Consider the following 14,260-nt stretch of genomic DNA (forward strand, 5'->3'; position numbering starts at 1 on the left):
ACTGATGGCTAAACAACCGGGATTAGATTTTCAAAGTGCCAAGGGCGGGCTAGGTGAACTAAAACGCAGACTAATGTTTGTAATTGGTGCCCTAATTGTCTTCCGAATTGGTTCTTTCATTCCAATTCCTGGTATTGATGCCACAGTTCTTGCTAAATTGCTCGAGCAACAGCGTGGCACCATCATTGACATGTTTAACATGTTCTCTGGTGGTGCTCTGAGCCGTGCTTCTATTTTTGCTCTGGGGATAATGCCGTATATTTCTGCGTCCATTATTATCCAACTGTTAACAGTGGTTCATCCAGCGTTAGCAGAGATCAAGAAGGAAGGGGAGTCTGGTCGTCGTAAGATTAGCCAGTATACTCGTTACGGTACTCTCGTACTGGCAGTGTTCCAAGCGATCGGTATTGCTACCGGGTTGCCTAACATGCCAGGCATGCAAGGATTGGTTATCAATCCAGGTATTGCTTTTTACGTTACCGCTGTTGTAAGTCTGGTTACAGGAACAATGTTCCTAATGTGGCTAGGTGAACAGATTACTGAACGAGGTATCGGTAACGGTATCTCGATCATTATCTTTGCTGGTATTGTTGCGGGTCTTCCGCAGGCCGTTGGCCATACCATCGAGCAAGCACGGCAAGGCGGCCTACACTTCCTCTTATTATTGTTGGTTGCAGTTTTAGTATTTGCAGTGACTTACTTTGTTATTTTCGTGGAACGTGGTCAGCGTCGTATCGTCGTTAACTACGCAAAACGTCAACAAGGTCGTCGCGTATATGCTGCGCAAAGTACACATTTACCTTTAAAAGTGAACATGGCGGGAGTGATTCCAGCTATTTTCGCATCCAGTATCATTCTGTTCCCAGCGACGTTAACCTCCTGGTTCGGCGGAAGTACTGGGTGGTCATGGTTAAGTGCTATTTCGGATAATTTAGCACCAGGTCAGCCACTTTATGTGTTACTATACGCAACTGCTATCATCTTCTTCTGCTTTTTCTATACGGCGTTGGTCTTCAACCCGCGTGAAACTGCAGATAATTTGAAGAAGTCCGGCGCATTTGTACCGGGTATTCGTCCGGGAGAGCAAACGGCGAGGTACATCGATAAAGTGATGACGCGCCTTACTCTTATTGGCGCCCTGTATATTACCTTTATCTGCCTGATCCCGGAGTTCATGCGTGATGCGATGAATGTTCCATTTAGCTTTGGTGGTACATCACTGCTAATTGTCGTCGTTGTTATCATGGACTTTATGGCTCAAGTGCAAACTCTGATGATGTCTAGTCAATACGAGTCTGCATTGAAAAAAGCAAACCTAAAAGGCCAAGGCCGTTAATTTAGGCGCTTGAGAAGTTACGGAGAGTAAAAATGAAAGTTCGTGCTTCCGTCAAGAAAATGTGTCGTAACTGCAAAATCGTTCGTCGCGACGGTGTCGTACGTGTGATTTGTAGCGTAGAACCAAAGCATAAACAGCGTCAAGGCTGATTTATTGCAGATTTTTCTTGCAAAGTCGGGTTGAGCTGGCTAGATTAGCCAGCCAATCTTTTTTATGTAAGTGTATTCTTCATTTGAGTATCCTGAAAACGGGCTTTTCAGCATGAGAATACAGTTAATTAGTAATAGGAGTGCATAGTGGCCCGTATAGCAGGCATTAACATTCCTGATCATAAACACACCGTTATTGCATTAACTGCAATCTTCGGTATCGGTAAAACTCGTTCAAAAGCCATTTGCGCTTCAACGGGTATTGCTGAAGATGTTAAGATCAGTGAGCTGTCTGAAGAACAGATTGAGCAACTGCGTGAAGCAGTTGGCAAATTCGTTGTTGAAGGTGATCTGCGTCGTGAAGTTACCCTGAGCATCAAGCGTCTTATGGACCTTGGTTGCTACCGTGGTTTGCGTCATCGTCGTGGTCTTCCGGTTCGCGGTCAGCGCACCAAGACCAATGCACGTACCCGTAAGGGTCCGCGCAAACCGATCAAGAAATAATCGGGGTGAGTAAATAATGGCAAAGGCACCAGTTCGTGCACGTAAGCGTGTAAGAAAACAAGTCTCAGACGGCGTGGCTCATGTCCATGCGTCTTTTAACAACACCATCGTTACTATTACTGATCGTCAGGGTAACGCATTGGGTTGGGCAACAGCCGGTGGTTCCGGTTTCCGTGGTTCACGTAAATCTACGCCGTTCGCTGCTCAGGTCGCTGCAGAGCGCTGTGCAGAAGCTGTAAAAGATTACGGTATTAAAAACCTGGAAGTTATGGTAAAGGGTCCGGGTCCAGGACGCGAATCAACGATTCGTGCACTGAACGCCGCTGGTTTCCGCATCACTAATATTACTGATGTGACTCCGATCCCTCACAACGGTTGTCGTCCGCCGAAGAAACGTCGCGTATAACGCGCCTGTTTCTAGGTTAGTTGGAGAAAGAAAATGGCAAGATATTTGGGTCCTAAGCTCAAGCTGAGCCGTCGTGAGGGCACCGACTTATTCCTTAAGTCTGGCGTTCGCGCGATTGATTCCAAGTGTAAGATTGAACAAGCCCCTGGTCAACACGGTGCGCGTAAACCGCGTCTGTCTGACTACGGCGGTCAGTTACGTGAAAAACAAAAAGTTCGTCGTATGTACGGTGTTCTTGAGCGTCAATTCCGTAACTATTATCAAGAAGCAGCTCGTCTGAAAGGCAACACCGGTGAAAACCTGTTAGCGTTGCTGGAAGGCCGTCTGGATAACGTTGTTTACCGTATGGGCTTTGGAGCTACTCGCGCTGAATCGCGCCAGTTAGTTAGCCACAAGTCAATCCTGGTAAATGGTCACGTTGTTAACATCGCTTCTTATCAGGTATCTCCGAATGATGTTGTAAGCATCCGTGAGAAAGCCAAAAAGCAAGCTCGCGTTAAGGCGGCTCTTGAGCTGTCAGAACAACGTGAAAAGCCAACCTGGCTAGAAGTTGATGCAGCTAAGATGGAAGGTGTGTTTAAGCGTAAGCCTGAGCGTACTGATCTGTCTGCGGACATTAACGAGCACCTGATCGTCGAGCTTTACTCCAAGTAAAGCTTGAGTACCAAAGAGAGGACACAATGCAGGGTTCTGTGACAGAGTTTCTAAAACCGCGCCTGGTAGATATCGAGCAAGTTAGTTCGACGCACGCCAAGGTGACCCTTGAACCATTAGAGCGTGGCTTTGGCCATACTTTAGGTAACGCACTGCGCCGTATTCTGCTTTCATCCATGCCGGGTTGCGCGGTGACCGAGGTTGAAATTGATGGTGTACTTCATGAGTACAGCACCAAAGAAGGGATCCAAGAAGATATTCTCGAAATCCTGCTCAACCTGAAAGGGCTTGCGGTAAGAGTTCAAGGTAAAGATGAAGTTATTCTAACTTTGAATAAATCTGGCATCGGCCCTGTGACTGCAGCCGACATCACCCATGATGGTGATGTCGAAATCGTCAAGCCACAGCATGTGATTTGCCACCTCACTGACGAGAGCGCATCTGTAAATATGCGAATCAAAGTTCAGCGTGGTCGCGGTTATGTGCCGGCTTCTGCCCGAATTCATTCGGAAGAAGATGAGCGCCCAATTGGACGTTTGTTAGTAGATGCTTGCTACAGCCCTGTAGATCGTATTGCCTACAATGTTGAAGCAGCTCGCGTAGAGCAACGTACAGATTTGGACAAGCTAGTCATCGAAATGGAAACTAACGGCACAATCGATCCTGAAGAGGCGATTCGTCGTGCAGCGACCATTCTGGCTGAACAACTTGATGCTTTTGTTGATTTACGTGATGTACGTCAACCAGAAGTTAAAGAAGAGAAACCAGAGTTCGATCCGATCTTGCTGCGCCCTGTTGACGATCTGGAATTGACTGTCCGCTCTGCTAACTGCTTGAAAGCAGAAGCTATCCACTACATCGGTGATCTGGTACAACGTACTGAGGTTGAGCTTCTTAAGACGCCTAATCTTGGTAAAAAATCTCTTACTGAGATTAAAGACGTGCTGGCTTCACGTGGACTTTCTCTGGGCATGCGCCTAGAAAATTGGCCACCTGCAAGCATTGCAGATGAGTAACCGGATCACAGGTTAAGGTTTCACTGAGAAGGATAAGGTCATGCGCCATCGTAAGAGTGGTCGTCAACTGAACCGTAACAGCAGCCATCGCCAGGCTATGTTCCGTAACATGGCTGGTTCATTAGTCCGTCACGAAATTATCAAGACGACTTTACCAAAGGCTAAAGAACTGCGTCGCGTTGTTGAGCCGCTGATTACACTTGCTAAGACTGACAATGTTGCAAACCGTCGTCTAGCATTCGCCCGTACTCGCGATAACGAGATCGTGGCAAAATTATTTAATGAGTTAGGCCCGCGTTTCGCGAGCCGCACTGGTGGTTACACTCGTATTCTTAAGTGTGGCTTCCGTGCTGGAGACAACGCCCCGATGGCTTACATCGAGCTTGTTGATCGTCCTGAAGCTCAAGCTGAAGCTGCAGAGTAATCTGTTAGTTGATGCAATTAAAAAACCCGCTTCGGCGGGTTTTTTATTTTCTCGAATTTACTGGGTGACGATTATGCTATTTCTCGATTCACTTGTTGAACGCCAACTACAAGAAGCACAGCAACAAGGTAAGTTTGATAACCTACCGGGTGCGGGTAAACCATTACTGCTTGATGATGATAGCCAGGTACCCGAAGATTTAAGAATGTCTTATCGAATATTAAAAATGAGCGGCTTCTTACCTGAAGCGCTACAGCTTCGACAAGAGGCTCTTACTCTCCAGACGCTTCTTGTCAACGCGGCCAACGCTGAGGAGCGTTCTACACACCATGCCCATTTAGCATTGATCAAACTGAAAATATCTCAGGCGGGTTTATCGACTCAGTTTCTTGAAGACGATCTGTACGGAGAGGATGTGAAGGCTAAGCTATTAGGTAAAAGTGAGAGTTAAAAAAAGCCATAACAATCTGTTATGGCTCCTTGATAAGGCTTATTGTTTCGTTTTTAACAGATCACGGATCTCTGTAAGTAGCACTTCTTCTGCGCTAGGTTTAGCGACCGGCTTCTCAACTTCTTTCTTCTTATAAAGCTTGTTCATCACTTTAATCGCCAAGAAAATAGCAAATGCGATGATGATAAAATCGAAAATTGACTGAATGAAGATACCATACTGTAAAAGCACCGCTGGCGTATCACCTACGGCAGGTTTCAGCGTGACCGCCATATTTTTGAAATCGATACCACCAATCAGTAGTCCTAGTGGCGGCATAATAATGTTGGCAACGAGAGAAGAAACGATCTTCCCGAATGCAGCACCAATTACCACACCGACAGCTAAATCGACAACATTTCCACGCATTGCAAAATCACGAAACTCTTTAAATAAACTCATGCAGGCTATTCCCTTATAAGATGAATGAAACGGTACTTTACTAAAATAAATTTTATATTACTACGTATGCCCGTTAATCATTGTCTACATCAATCTACAAGAAGAATGGACTTGGTTGGAAAAGCTTCTCAACGTCACTTACATATTTCTTGTCAGTTAAAAACATGATGACATGATCGGCTTGCTCGATTCTTGTCGTATCATTAGCGATAATGACCTCATCTCCTCTTACAATTGCACCGATAATTGTTCCTGGAGGTAATTTTATTTCTTGGATGGTTCTTCCTACTACCCGTGAGGTGCTTTCTTCTCCATGGGCAATAGCTTCGATGGCTTCAGCTATCCCTCTGCGTAATGAATGTACGCTTACAATATCAGCTTTCCTTACATGACCTAGTAAAGCCGATATAGTCGCTTGTTGAGGGGATATAGCGATATCGATAACACTGCCTTGAACGAGATCGACGTAAGCACGTCTTTGGATCAAGACCATTGCTTTCTTCGCCCCCATCTTCTTAGCCAACATGGCAGACATAATATTCGCTTCATCATCGTTGGTGACCGCAATGAATAGATCGACTTGATCGATATTCTCTTCAGCCAAGAGTTCCTGATCCGAGGCATCACCATAAAACACTGTAGTATTATTAAGCTGTTGGGCCAGCTCAGCGGCGCGTTCTTTATTACGCTCGATTAGCTTAATACTGTATTGCTTTTCGAGTTTCTTCGCTAAGCCGAAGCCAATGTTTCCCCCACCGACGAGCATTATTCTCTTATAGGGTTTTTCCAGGCGCTGCATTTCACTCATTACGGCACGAATATGTTGATTGGCAGCAATAAAGAATACTTCATCTCCGGCTTCAATGATGGTGGTACCTTGTGGCCGAATAGGCCGGTCTTGCCTAAAAATTGCAGACACTCGACTTTCTATATGAGGCATATGTTCACGCATTGTTGAAAGAGGATTTCCAACAAGTGGGCCACCATAATAAGCTTTGACTACTGCGAGGCTGACTTTATCATCAGCAAAGTTTACGACTTGCAATGCACCAGGATATTCAATCAGTCTAAAAATATTATCGATCACTAATTGTTCTGGGGCGATTAAATGATCTATAGGGATAGCTTCGGGAATAAACAGCTTATCCATATCGTGTAAATATTCTGAAGCACGGATGCGGGCAATACGATTAGGGGTATTAAATAGCGTGTAAGCAATCTGACAGGCAATCATATTGGTTTCATCTGAGCTTGTGACGGCCACCAACATGTCGGCATCTTCCGCACCGGCTTCTTCTAAAGTACGGGGATGCGATCCTGAACCTGTTACGACACGAAGATCGAACTTATCTTGTAAACCGCGTAAACGCGTTGGGTCAGTGTCCACGACGGTCACATCATTATTCTCGCCCACTAGATTTTCTGCAAGCGTCCCGCCAACTTGACCAGCACCCAGGATAATAATTTTCATCGTCGTGACACTCTTATCGTTAAATTAATGTTTGATGAGTTTTGCGTAGAAGAAACCGTCGCCGCCTAATTCAGAAGGTAGCACCTGTAAACCTTGATCAGTACCTCCAGGGAGGACTACATGGCTTGCGTCAGAATGTGAAGCAATGAAATCTGCCACTTGGCAACTATTCTCTTCCGGTAGAATTGAACAGGTTGCATACAGTAATGTACCGCCTGATTTGAGACGCTTCCAAGCGGCTTCGAATATCTCTTTCTGAAGTAATGCTAACTCAGCAATATCATTATCTCGTCTAAGCCATTTGATATCTGGGTGGCGACGTATTACACCGGTTGCAGAGCATGGTGCATCAAGAAGAATACGATCAAAAAGTTGATCTTCGAGCCATTGATCTGGGTAGCGACCATCACCACAGATTAACGTTGCGGTTAAATTTAACCGCTCTAGGTTCTCGGCTACTCTCGCTAAACGTTGTTCATCAATATCGACGGCGGTTACCTCTGCGTTCCTCGCAAGTTCGAGTATATGCGTAGTTTTTCCGCCGGGTGCCGCACAGATATCGAGGATTTTCTCACTAGGTTGAGGATCTAAATAAAGAGAACAACGTTGGGCGGATAAATCTTGTACCGTAACCCAGCCATCTTGAAACCCAGGAAGCAAGGTTACGCCAACGGGTTTTTCAAGGCATAAAGCTTGTGGAGAGAGTGGGGTCGTTGTCGCAGAAAAGCCCGCTTCTTGCAGCATATTAAGCCAATCATCTCTTGAATGATGAAGTGCATTAACCCTTAACCACATCGGAGGACGACTATTATTCGCTTCAACAATAGATACCCATTCATCAGGCCAAGCGGCTTTTATTCTATTGATAAACCAAGAAGGGTGAAGATATTTCACCGAATCTGCGGCATGTTCAAAGCTAAATTCTGATTGGCGCCTTTGATAAGTTCTTAGTACACCGTTAATAAGACCTTTAAAGCTTTGACGTTTCAACGACACGGCGGCCTGAACTGTCTCAGCGAGGGCTGCATGGGGGGGAACACGCGTATGCTTAAGTTGGTAGATACCAACCATCAGCAAGTAGTGAATGACCCTTTGCTTCCCTTTCATGGGTTTATCCATTAATTGTAGGATAATGTGATCAAGTTGCGGCAGGAAGCGTATCACCCCAAAACTAAGTTCTTGTAGTAGCGCTCGGTCTTTATCGGCTAATAGTCGTTGTGCTTGTGGGAGAACCGTTGATAAAGATTGGCCTTTATCAATAACCTGCTCAACCAGTTGTGCGGCGATACCGCGCAGGTTAACTGAATTTTTCATGCATTACTCATATGGTGATTGAAAGACCGAGGCTTTCTAATGTAGAACCGTTCCAGGCGTAAACCACTCTTGTCGAGAATTAAGCAGGTCTTGGGTAGACATAGGCTTTTTACCCGCTGGTTGCATTATTTCTAAGTTAAGAATGCCTTGACTGGTGGCCACTTGAATACCTGATTTTGCGGCAGAAATGATCGTCCCAGGGATCATTTTCTCATTAGAAGCGATCGCGGAAGCACGCCAAACTTTAATATTTTGGTCACTGATTACAAAATAGCTAAATGGCCACGGGTTGAATGCCCTAATACAACGTTCTAAAGTTGTAGCCGGTAGGTTCCAATCAATACGGGCTTCTTCTTTACTCAATTTATGAGCATAGGTTGCTACGCTATCGTCCTGTTTCTCAGGTACCAGTGTATTTTGTGAAAGCTGATGCAAACTCTCTAAAAGAGCTTGAGGGCCTAATTCCGCGAGTTTGTCGTAAAGGGATGCACTAGTATCCTGCGGTAGGATAGGACAAGAGACCTTCAATAACATATCGCCAGTATCTAGACCGACATCCATCTGCATAATAGTGATGCCGGTTAGTGTATCACCGGCCCATAAAGCTCTTTGGATCGGTGCGGCACCTCGCCATGCGGGAAGTAATGAGCCGTGGACATTCAAGCAGCCCAATTTAGGCATCTCTAAGACTTTAGCGGGCAAAATGAGGCCGTAAGCGACAACCACCATTACGTCCGCATTCAGATCAGCCACTAATTGCTGCTGTTCGGCATTACGCAGTGAGTCTGGTTGAAATACCGGGAGGCCATGCGCTTCGGCAAGAACCTTAACGGGAGACGGCATCAGTTTTTTCCCGCGTCCAGCTGGACGGTCGGGCTGCGTGAAGACTCCAACAACTTGGTAAGGTGAGTTGAGCAATACTTCCAGATGTTTTGCAGCAAAATCCGGTGTCCCGGCAAAAATTATTTTTAAGGAGTCAGACACTGTACCGTTCTCTACGTAATAAGTAAGGGATTAGCCGCGGTTTTGACGAGCAAGTTTTTCAAGTTTTTGACGAATACGTTGACGCTTTAAAGGTGAGAGGTAATCGATAAAAAGCTTCCCCTCTAAGTGGTCGATTTCATGCTGAATACAAATCGCCAGTAACCCGTCAGCATCAAGTTCAAACTGCTCGCCTTCACGGTTTAATGCTCGCACGCTCACTTTCTCGGCTCGTGGAACTAACGCTCGCTGTTCAGGGATAGACAGACATCCTTCTTCAATACCCGTTTCACCACATTTGCTGAGGATCTCTGGATTGATCAAAACGAGACGTTCGTTACGTTCTTCGGAGACATCAATCACGATAATACGTTGATGAATATCAACTTGAGTCGCCGCAAGACCAATGCCTTCTTCGGCATACATTGTCTCGAACATATCGTCGACAATCTGTTTGATATCGCTAGTCACTTGAGCAACAGGCTTTGCTACTTTGCGAAGCCGCTCGTCAGGATAATGTAGTACTTGTAACACTGACATAAATTTCCAAATTTCTATTCAAAAAGGGTTAATTATTCATGCTTATTGTAGCCCTTTCACTGCATGATTGACAGTCTTGATAAGGCAACGGAGTGTTCACTATGCAAACGGAATTAAAGGAAATAGAAACCTGGCTGCGATGTGTAGCGATAAAGAATATTAAGTATGCTCATCGTCTGTATCTGATTAACGCCCTGCAGCAACAGCCGGAGATAAACAGCGATACGCTTCGGCAGCTTGGGCTGACTGACTCGCAAATTAGTCAATATAGTGGTTTTCCGCTACAAGAAATTACGCATGCTCAACAATGGATGACGGGTAAGGAGCAGTACTTTATCCACTACCATCATCCCTATTATCCCCAATCCCTCAAGCAGTGTGCATCACCACCGTTATACCTCTTTGCTGTTGGAAATATAGCGCTATTGGATAAGGTACAACTTGCCATAGTCGGAAGTCGTCACTGTACATACTATGGAAAGTATTGGGCCGACAGGTTTTCGAGCGATATTGCTCGCCACAATATCACTATTACCAGTGGACTGGCGGTGGGAATTGATGCCACTGCGCATCGTGCAGCATTATCCTGTACAGGGGCGACAATTGCGGTATTGGGAAGCGGATTAGGGCATGTCTATCCACCTGAGAATATTTCTCTTTATGATGAGATCATCGATAAAGGTGGCTTAGTCGTCAGCGAATTTCCGTTAGGGGTACCGCCGAAAGGGACTAATTTTCCGAGGAGAAACCGAATTATTAGTGGGTTGAGTGTCGGCACATTAGTGGTTGAAGCCTCACTGCGCAGTGGTTCTTTGATCACTGCCCGGTATGCTCTAGAACAAAATAGAAATGTTTACGCGCTACCCGGTTCGTTACATAGCCCATCTTCAGCTGGTTGCCATTGGTTAATACAACAAGGCGCATTGCTGGTGGGAGAGGCTGGCGATATCATTGAAGATCTACACTCGGCTCATCCATCTGTGCTATATCCGCCGATCAACTCAATAAATTTTGAGCAGAGTGATAAAGTACCATTGCCATTTGTTCATCTCTTGGCTAACGTAGGAGATGAGGTAACATCTGTTGACGTTGTCGCTGAACGTGCCGGCCAACCTGTGCCAGAAACAGTTGTCGCATTACTGGAGCTGGAGTTAGCAGGGTGGATCGCAGCTGTACCCGGCGGCTATGTCCGATTAAGGAGGGCAAGCCATGTTCGACGTTCTAATGTACTTGTTTGAGACATATATCCACAGTGAAATTGAAATGCAGGTGGATCAGGATAAGTTGACCAATGACTTAACTGATGCAGGTTTTCATCAAGAAGATATATACAATGCTTTGAGTTGGTTAGAAAAGCTTGCAGATTATCAAGATGGATTAGTCGAACCATTGTTGATGCTTAACGACCCTCTCTCTGTGCGTATTTATACAGAACAGGAAAGCATGAAATTAGATGCAGAATGTCGGGGCTTCATTTTACTGCTTGAACAGATGCAAGTCCTCAACATTGAAACACGTGAGATGGTTATTGAGCGTGTGACTGCTCTCGATACCCAATCATTCGAGTTGGATGATCTCAAATGGGTAATATTGATGGTTCTTTTCAATATTCCTGGGTGTGAGAACGCCTACCAACAGATGGAAGATCTACTATTCGATGTAACGGATAGAGTGATCCACTGAGAATCGCTGTTAATTGTGAATCCATGTCTAAAGTCGAATTATTTTCTGCAGCGCAACAAGAGCTCTGCCCCCAGTGTGGCGCAGAGCTCGTCATACGCTCGGGCCAACATGGCCCATTTCTAGGTTGCTCAACGTTTCCGCAATGTGATTATCTTCGTTCGTTAACCCCCTCTGCTGATGGGCATATCATCAAAGTGCTCGAAGGTCATGCTTGTCCGGCGTGTGGTGCCGATAAGGCCTTAAGGCAGGGACGTTATGGAATGTTTATTGGGTGTACTGACTATCCACATTGTGATTATTCTGAGGCGATCACCCATGCCGATTCGACGGAGGAGCCTTGCCCTGAATGTCAGCATGGAACGCTAGTAAAAAGACAATCGCGTTTTGGTAAAACCTTTTATGCTTGTTCAGAATATCCCAAATGTCGCTACGCGTTGAATCATCCGCCTATTAGTGGAGTATGCGCCCATTGTGGTTTTAAGCTGCTCTATAATAAGAAGAGTGCGAAAGGGATTAAAACCTTTTGTGCCAATAAAACCTGTGGAATAGAAGCCAGTTCTATTTCTGAAGAGTAAACGAATGTCTAACATCTCTTATCAAGAATCATTAACCCACTGTATCGCAGCACTGCAAGATGGAAAAGTTATCGCTTACCCTACCGAGGCTGTGTTTGGTCTTGGCTGTGATCCGGATAATCAACAAGCTGTCGAGGAATTACTACAGCTAAAACAGCGACCAGTGGAGAAGGGGCTTATTCTGATTGCGGCGTCTTATGAGCAATTACGTCCTTATATAGCCGTTGACGAAATCAGTGAGTTACAAGAAAAAAGAATGTTAGGTCATTGGCCAGGACCGGTGACTTTCGTTGTACCAGCATCGCGCAACGCTCCTAAATGGGTCACTGGGAAATTTGAGAGCATTGCGGTGCGAGTCACCGACCATCCTGTTGCTCGGCAACTTTGTGAATCAGTCGGTAAACCATTGGTTTCAACCAGCGCCAACCTATCGGGCCAGCCTCCCGCTAGAGTTTGGGATGAGGTTATCGATCAGTTTGGAGAGGATTTTGCAGTGGTCAAAGCTTCGACCGGGGGCCGAGAGAATCCTTCAGAGATAAGAAATGCTTTAACGGGCGAGCGTATTCGTGAGGGGTAACAAAATGCACAACTATGAATATGTCGTAATAGGAAACCCTATTTCTCACAGCAAATCCCCTTTTATTCACCAGCAGTTTGCTAAACAAACCGCTATTGCTCATCACTATGGTAGCTTGCTAGTGGAATTGGGGGCATTCGAAAAATCAGTAAAGCAATTTTTTGATCAGGGCGGAAAGGGGGCTAACGTCACCTTACCCTTCAAGCAAGAAGCTTTTGCACTTGCTGATCACCTAACAGAGCGTGCGCAATGTGCCGGTGCAGTGAATACCTTAAAGCTGCTCGATAACGGCGAGATCTTGGGGGATAACACTGATGGAGTTGGCCTTGTCTCAGATCTTCATCGGCACTTTACTTTATTTGATAACGCTAAGATTCTTATCTTAGGGGCTGGTGGTGCAGCAAGAGGGGCAATTCAACCTCTACTGCAGGCAGGCTATCAGCTATCAATAAGTAATAGAACGCAATCTAAAGCGGAAGCGATGATTAATGAATTTAAGGAGATAGGCACACTGTCTCTCCATCTAGAAAGAGATACCCATCATGATTACGATCTCATCGTTAATGCGACCTCAAGCGGAGTAAGCGGTAAACGTCCACCGCTGAGTGAACACTGCTTCACACCTAAGACGAGTTGTTACGATATGTTTTACCAAGTCGGTAACACGCCTTTTATTGATTGGGCAATAAGCCACAACGTAAAAGAGACGGCGGATGGACTTGGAATGTTAGTCGGGCAAGCCGCACACGCCTTTGCGCTTTGGCACGATATTATGCCTGATATCAATCCTGTGATTATGCAGCTGCGTAGTGAAATGTCTGCATGAATCAAGCAATACAATTTCTAGAAGATGAATACTTCGATTCTGAGAGGCAGGCAGTGGTTTTCTCAGCATTAGACAGCGGCCGTAAATTGACTTGTGCCATGAGTATTGTCGAGTTAAGCAACCACTTCGGCGAAGGAGATCCACTCACACTTTTCGATCAAAACCGTTGGGATATTGAAGAAATGGCCGAGAAGGCCATTACCCTTGAGCTTGATGATAGTCATGGCTGTTACTGGCTATCGATATAATCTTGCTTCCAGTTTGTATAATTTTCTGCTGATTTTTTTAAACCTTTTATTTCGTCATCTGTAAGTGGGCGTACTTGTCTGACTGGATTACCCATATAGAGATAACCACTGATTAATTTTTTATTTGACGGAATAAGGGTACCTGCACCAATTAATACGTCATCTTCAATTTCAACAGCATCAAGAATGATGCTACCCATCCCAACTAACACTCTATTACCGATCCGGCAACCATGTAGCATCACCTTATGACCGACGGTGACGTCATCACCAATGGTAAGGGGGTGGCCGAGTGGATTCTTCTCCGAACGATGTGTCACGTGTAGTACCGAACCATCTTGTATGTTGCTTCTTGCACCAATAGTGATCTGATTAACGTCGCCACGAATAACTACAAGTGGCCATATGCTTGAATGATCTTTAAGGATCACATCGCCAATAACCACTGCAGAGGGATCGATAAATACCTCTTTACCAACAATGGGGAAATATGCCTTAAAGCAACGCAATGGGTTTTGCATAACCTTTCAACCTTTTGAATATGAAATCGCGGTAAGGATCGCCTATTTCTAAAGAAAAATGCAGCCTTTTTATACGGAGTGATTCATTAATCACCAGTCAGTAAAAAAGTTTAAATAATCCCTTGCGCTCTGAGCGGAACTCC

The 14,260-nt window shown here is 45.3% G+C and carries 20 protein-coding genes; 14 read left to right on the top strand and 6 right to left on the bottom strand.

The window, feature by feature from the left end; genetic code table 11:
• Positions 1 to 4 precede the first annotated feature (4 nt).
• The 8 genes from secY (at position 5) to MKR94_RS15625 (ending at position 4,940) form a co-directional block, all read left to right on the top strand.
• Positions 5 to 1,336: a preprotein translocase subunit SecY gene (gene secY / locus MKR94_RS15590; protein WP_048912844.1), complete on the top strand. Its 1,332-nt coding sequence runs from the start codon at positions 5 to 7 to the stop codon at positions 1,334 to 1,336.
• A gap of 32 nt (positions 1,337 to 1,368) precedes the next feature.
• Positions 1,369 to 1,485 (top strand): 50S ribosomal protein L36, encoded by a 117-nt coding sequence (gene rpmJ / locus MKR94_RS15595; protein ID WP_071433402.1) that lies wholly within the window; start codon positions 1,369 to 1,371, stop codon positions 1,483 to 1,485.
• 147 nt (positions 1,486 to 1,632) lie between these two features.
• Positions 1,633 to 1,989 carry a 30S ribosomal protein S13 gene (rpsM, locus tag MKR94_RS15600; RefSeq protein WP_038016625.1) on the top strand — a complete coding sequence of 119 codons (357 nt, stop codon included), beginning with the start codon at positions 1,633 to 1,635 and terminating at the stop codon, positions 1,987 to 1,989.
• 16 nt (positions 1,990 to 2,005) lie between these two features.
• Positions 2,006 to 2,395: a 30S ribosomal protein S11 gene (rpsK, locus tag MKR94_RS15605; RefSeq protein ID WP_004160563.1), complete on the top strand. Its 390-nt coding sequence runs from the start codon at positions 2,006 to 2,008 to the stop codon at positions 2,393 to 2,395.
• 33 nt (positions 2,396 to 2,428) lie between these two features.
• Positions 2,429 to 3,049 carry a 30S ribosomal protein S4 gene (gene rpsD / locus MKR94_RS15610; RefSeq protein WP_048912842.1) on the top strand — a complete coding sequence of 207 codons (621 nt, stop codon included), beginning with the start codon at positions 2,429 to 2,431 and terminating at the stop codon, positions 3,047 to 3,049.
• 26 nt (positions 3,050 to 3,075) lie between these two features.
• Complete coding sequence (locus MKR94_RS15615) at positions 3,076 to 4,065, top strand: DNA-directed RNA polymerase subunit alpha (protein ID WP_048912841.1); 990 nt, start codon at positions 3,076 to 3,078, stop codon at positions 4,063 to 4,065.
• Between the two features lie 40 nt (positions 4,066 to 4,105).
• A complete protein-coding gene (gene rplQ / locus MKR94_RS15620; RefSeq protein WP_048912840.1) occupies positions 4,106 to 4,489 on the top strand; it encodes a 50S ribosomal protein L17 in 384 nt (127 codons plus the stop codon).
• Between the two features lie 73 nt (positions 4,490 to 4,562).
• Positions 4,563 to 4,940, top strand: coding sequence for a DnaJ family domain-containing protein (locus MKR94_RS15625; protein WP_241647758.1), 378 nt, complete (start codon positions 4,563 to 4,565; stop codon positions 4,938 to 4,940).
• Between the two features lie 39 nt (positions 4,941 to 4,979).
• On the opposite strand, the gene mscL is transcribed toward MKR94_RS15625, so the two are convergent.
• The 5 genes from mscL to def form a co-directional block, all read right to left on the bottom strand.
• Positions 4,980 to 5,381, bottom strand: a complete 402-nt coding sequence (gene mscL / locus MKR94_RS15630) for a large-conductance mechanosensitive channel protein MscL (protein WP_071433407.1) — start codon at positions 5,379 to 5,381, stop codon at positions 4,980 to 4,982.
• A gap of 94 nt (positions 5,382 to 5,475) precedes the next feature.
• A complete protein-coding gene (trkA, locus tag MKR94_RS15635; protein WP_241593270.1) occupies positions 5,476 to 6,852 on the bottom strand; it encodes a Trk system potassium transporter TrkA in 1,377 nt (458 codons plus the stop codon).
• A gap of 24 nt (positions 6,853 to 6,876) precedes the next feature.
• Complete coding sequence (rsmB, locus tag MKR94_RS15640; protein ID WP_241647759.1) at positions 6,877 to 8,166, bottom strand: 16S rRNA (cytosine(967)-C(5))-methyltransferase RsmB; 1,290 nt, start codon at positions 8,164 to 8,166, stop codon at positions 6,877 to 6,879.
• A gap of 36 nt (positions 8,167 to 8,202) precedes the next feature.
• Positions 8,203 to 9,150 (bottom strand): methionyl-tRNA formyltransferase, encoded by a 948-nt coding sequence (gene fmt, locus MKR94_RS15645; protein WP_241647760.1) that lies wholly within the window; start codon positions 9,148 to 9,150, stop codon positions 8,203 to 8,205.
• 30 nt (positions 9,151 to 9,180) lie between these two features.
• On the bottom strand, positions 9,181 to 9,687 hold the full coding sequence (gene def / locus MKR94_RS15650) for a peptide deformylase (RefSeq protein ID WP_214218557.1): 507 nt from the start codon (positions 9,685 to 9,687) through the stop codon (positions 9,181 to 9,183).
• A 101-nt stretch (positions 9,688 to 9,788) separates the two neighbouring features.
• On the opposite strand from def, the gene dprA reads away from it, so the two are divergent.
• The 6 genes from dprA to MKR94_RS15680 are packed head-to-tail and all read left to right on the top strand — an operon-like array spanning position 9,789 to position 13,596.
• Positions 9,789 to 10,925, top strand: a complete 1,137-nt coding sequence (gene dprA, locus MKR94_RS15655) for a DNA-protecting protein DprA (RefSeq protein WP_241647761.1) — start codon at positions 9,789 to 9,791, stop codon at positions 10,923 to 10,925.
• Positions 10,897 to 11,370: a DUF494 family protein gene (locus tag MKR94_RS15660; protein WP_048912833.1), complete on the top strand. Its 474-nt coding sequence runs from the start codon at positions 10,897 to 10,899 to the stop codon at positions 11,368 to 11,370. The genes dprA and MKR94_RS15660 overlap by 29 nt, the downstream gene beginning before the upstream one ends.
• 23 nt (positions 11,371 to 11,393) lie before the next feature.
• The gene (locus tag MKR94_RS15665; RefSeq protein ID WP_241647762.1) at positions 11,394 to 11,945 is read left to right on the top strand and encodes a DNA topoisomerase family protein; all 552 of its coding nucleotides are present in this window, start codon (positions 11,394 to 11,396) and stop codon (positions 11,943 to 11,945) included.
• 4 nt (positions 11,946 to 11,949) lie between these two features.
• Positions 11,950 to 12,522 (top strand): L-threonylcarbamoyladenylate synthase type 1 TsaC, encoded by a 573-nt coding sequence (tsaC, locus tag MKR94_RS15670; RefSeq protein WP_241647763.1) that lies wholly within the window; start codon positions 11,950 to 11,952, stop codon positions 12,520 to 12,522.
• Between the two features lie 4 nt (positions 12,523 to 12,526).
• Positions 12,527 to 13,348 (top strand): shikimate dehydrogenase, encoded by an 822-nt coding sequence (gene aroE, locus MKR94_RS15675; protein WP_241647764.1) that lies wholly within the window; start codon positions 12,527 to 12,529, stop codon positions 13,346 to 13,348.
• Complete coding sequence (locus MKR94_RS15680; protein ID WP_241647765.1) at positions 13,345 to 13,596, top strand: DUF1488 family protein; 252 nt, start codon at positions 13,345 to 13,347, stop codon at positions 13,594 to 13,596. The genes aroE and MKR94_RS15680 overlap by 4 nt, the downstream gene beginning before the upstream one ends.
• Here the strand turns inward: MKR94_RS15680 and MKR94_RS15685 are convergent.
• Positions 13,578 to 14,117: a gamma carbonic anhydrase family protein gene (locus MKR94_RS15685; protein ID WP_241647766.1), complete on the bottom strand. Its 540-nt coding sequence runs from the start codon at positions 14,115 to 14,117 to the stop codon at positions 13,578 to 13,580. The genes MKR94_RS15680 and MKR94_RS15685 overlap by 19 nt on opposite strands.
• Between the last annotated feature and the right edge of the window lie 143 nt (positions 14,118 to 14,260).

It is taken from the genome of Rosenbergiella metrosideri, from assembly GCF_022602565.1.
Classification (GTDB): domain Bacteria; phylum Pseudomonadota; class Gammaproteobacteria; order Enterobacterales; family Enterobacteriaceae; genus Rosenbergiella; species Rosenbergiella metrosideri.

What these genes read in the sequence shown, in the direction of transcription:
- rpsK (WP_004160563.1), top strand. Translation starts at nt 2,006, where the DNA reads ATGGCAAAGGCACCAGTTCGTGCACGTAAGCGTGTAAGAAAACAAGTC.
- rpsD (WP_048912842.1), top strand. Translation starts at nt 2,429, where the DNA reads ATGGCAAGATATTTGGGTCCTAAGCTCAAGCTGAGCCGTCGTGAGGGC.
- aroE (WP_241647764.1), top strand. Translation starts at nt 12,527, where the DNA reads ATGCACAACTATGAATATGTCGTAATAGGAAACCCTATTTCTCACAGC.
- MKR94_RS15625 (WP_241647758.1), top strand. Translation starts at nt 4,563, where the DNA reads ATGCTATTTCTCGATTCACTTGTTGAACGCCAACTACAAGAAGCACAG.
- rpmJ (WP_071433402.1), top strand. Translation starts at nt 1,369, where the DNA reads ATGAAAGTTCGTGCTTCCGTCAAGAAAATGTGTCGTAACTGCAAAATC.
- MKR94_RS15665 (WP_241647762.1), top strand. Translation starts at nt 11,394, where the DNA reads ATGTCTAAAGTCGAATTATTTTCTGCAGCGCAACAAGAGCTCTGCCCC.
- dprA (WP_241647761.1), top strand. Translation starts at nt 9,789, where the DNA reads ATGCAAACGGAATTAAAGGAAATAGAAACCTGGCTGCGATGTGTAGCG.
- MKR94_RS15660 (WP_048912833.1), top strand. Translation starts at nt 10,897, where the DNA reads ATGTTCGACGTTCTAATGTACTTGTTTGAGACATATATCCACAGTGAA.
- tsaC (WP_241647763.1), top strand. Translation starts at nt 11,950, where the DNA reads ATGTCTAACATCTCTTATCAAGAATCATTAACCCACTGTATCGCAGCA.
- secY (WP_048912844.1), top strand. Translation starts at nt 5, where the DNA reads ATGGCTAAACAACCGGGATTAGATTTTCAAAGTGCCAAGGGCGGGCTA.
- trkA (WP_241593270.1), bottom strand. Translation starts at nt 6,852, where the DNA reads ATGAAAATTATTATCCTGGGTGCTGGTCAAGTTGGCGGGACGCTTGCA.
- def (WP_214218557.1), bottom strand. Translation starts at nt 9,687, where the DNA reads ATGTCAGTGTTACAAGTACTACATTATCCTGACGAGCGGCTTCGCAAA.
- mscL (WP_071433407.1), bottom strand. Translation starts at nt 5,381, where the DNA reads ATGAGTTTATTTAAAGAGTTTCGTGATTTTGCAATGCGTGGAAATGTT.
- MKR94_RS15685 (WP_241647766.1), bottom strand. Translation starts at nt 14,117, where the DNA reads ATGCAAAACCCATTGCGTTGCTTTAAGGCATATTTCCCCATTGTTGGT.
- MKR94_RS15680 (WP_241647765.1), top strand. Translation starts at nt 13,345, where the DNA reads ATGAATCAAGCAATACAATTTCTAGAAGATGAATACTTCGATTCTGAG.
- rsmB (WP_241647759.1), bottom strand. Translation starts at nt 8,166, where the DNA reads ATGAAAAATTCAGTTAACCTGCGCGGTATCGCCGCACAACTGGTTGAG.
- MKR94_RS15615 (WP_048912841.1), top strand. Translation starts at nt 3,076, where the DNA reads ATGCAGGGTTCTGTGACAGAGTTTCTAAAACCGCGCCTGGTAGATATC.
- rplQ (WP_048912840.1), top strand. Translation starts at nt 4,106, where the DNA reads ATGCGCCATCGTAAGAGTGGTCGTCAACTGAACCGTAACAGCAGCCAT.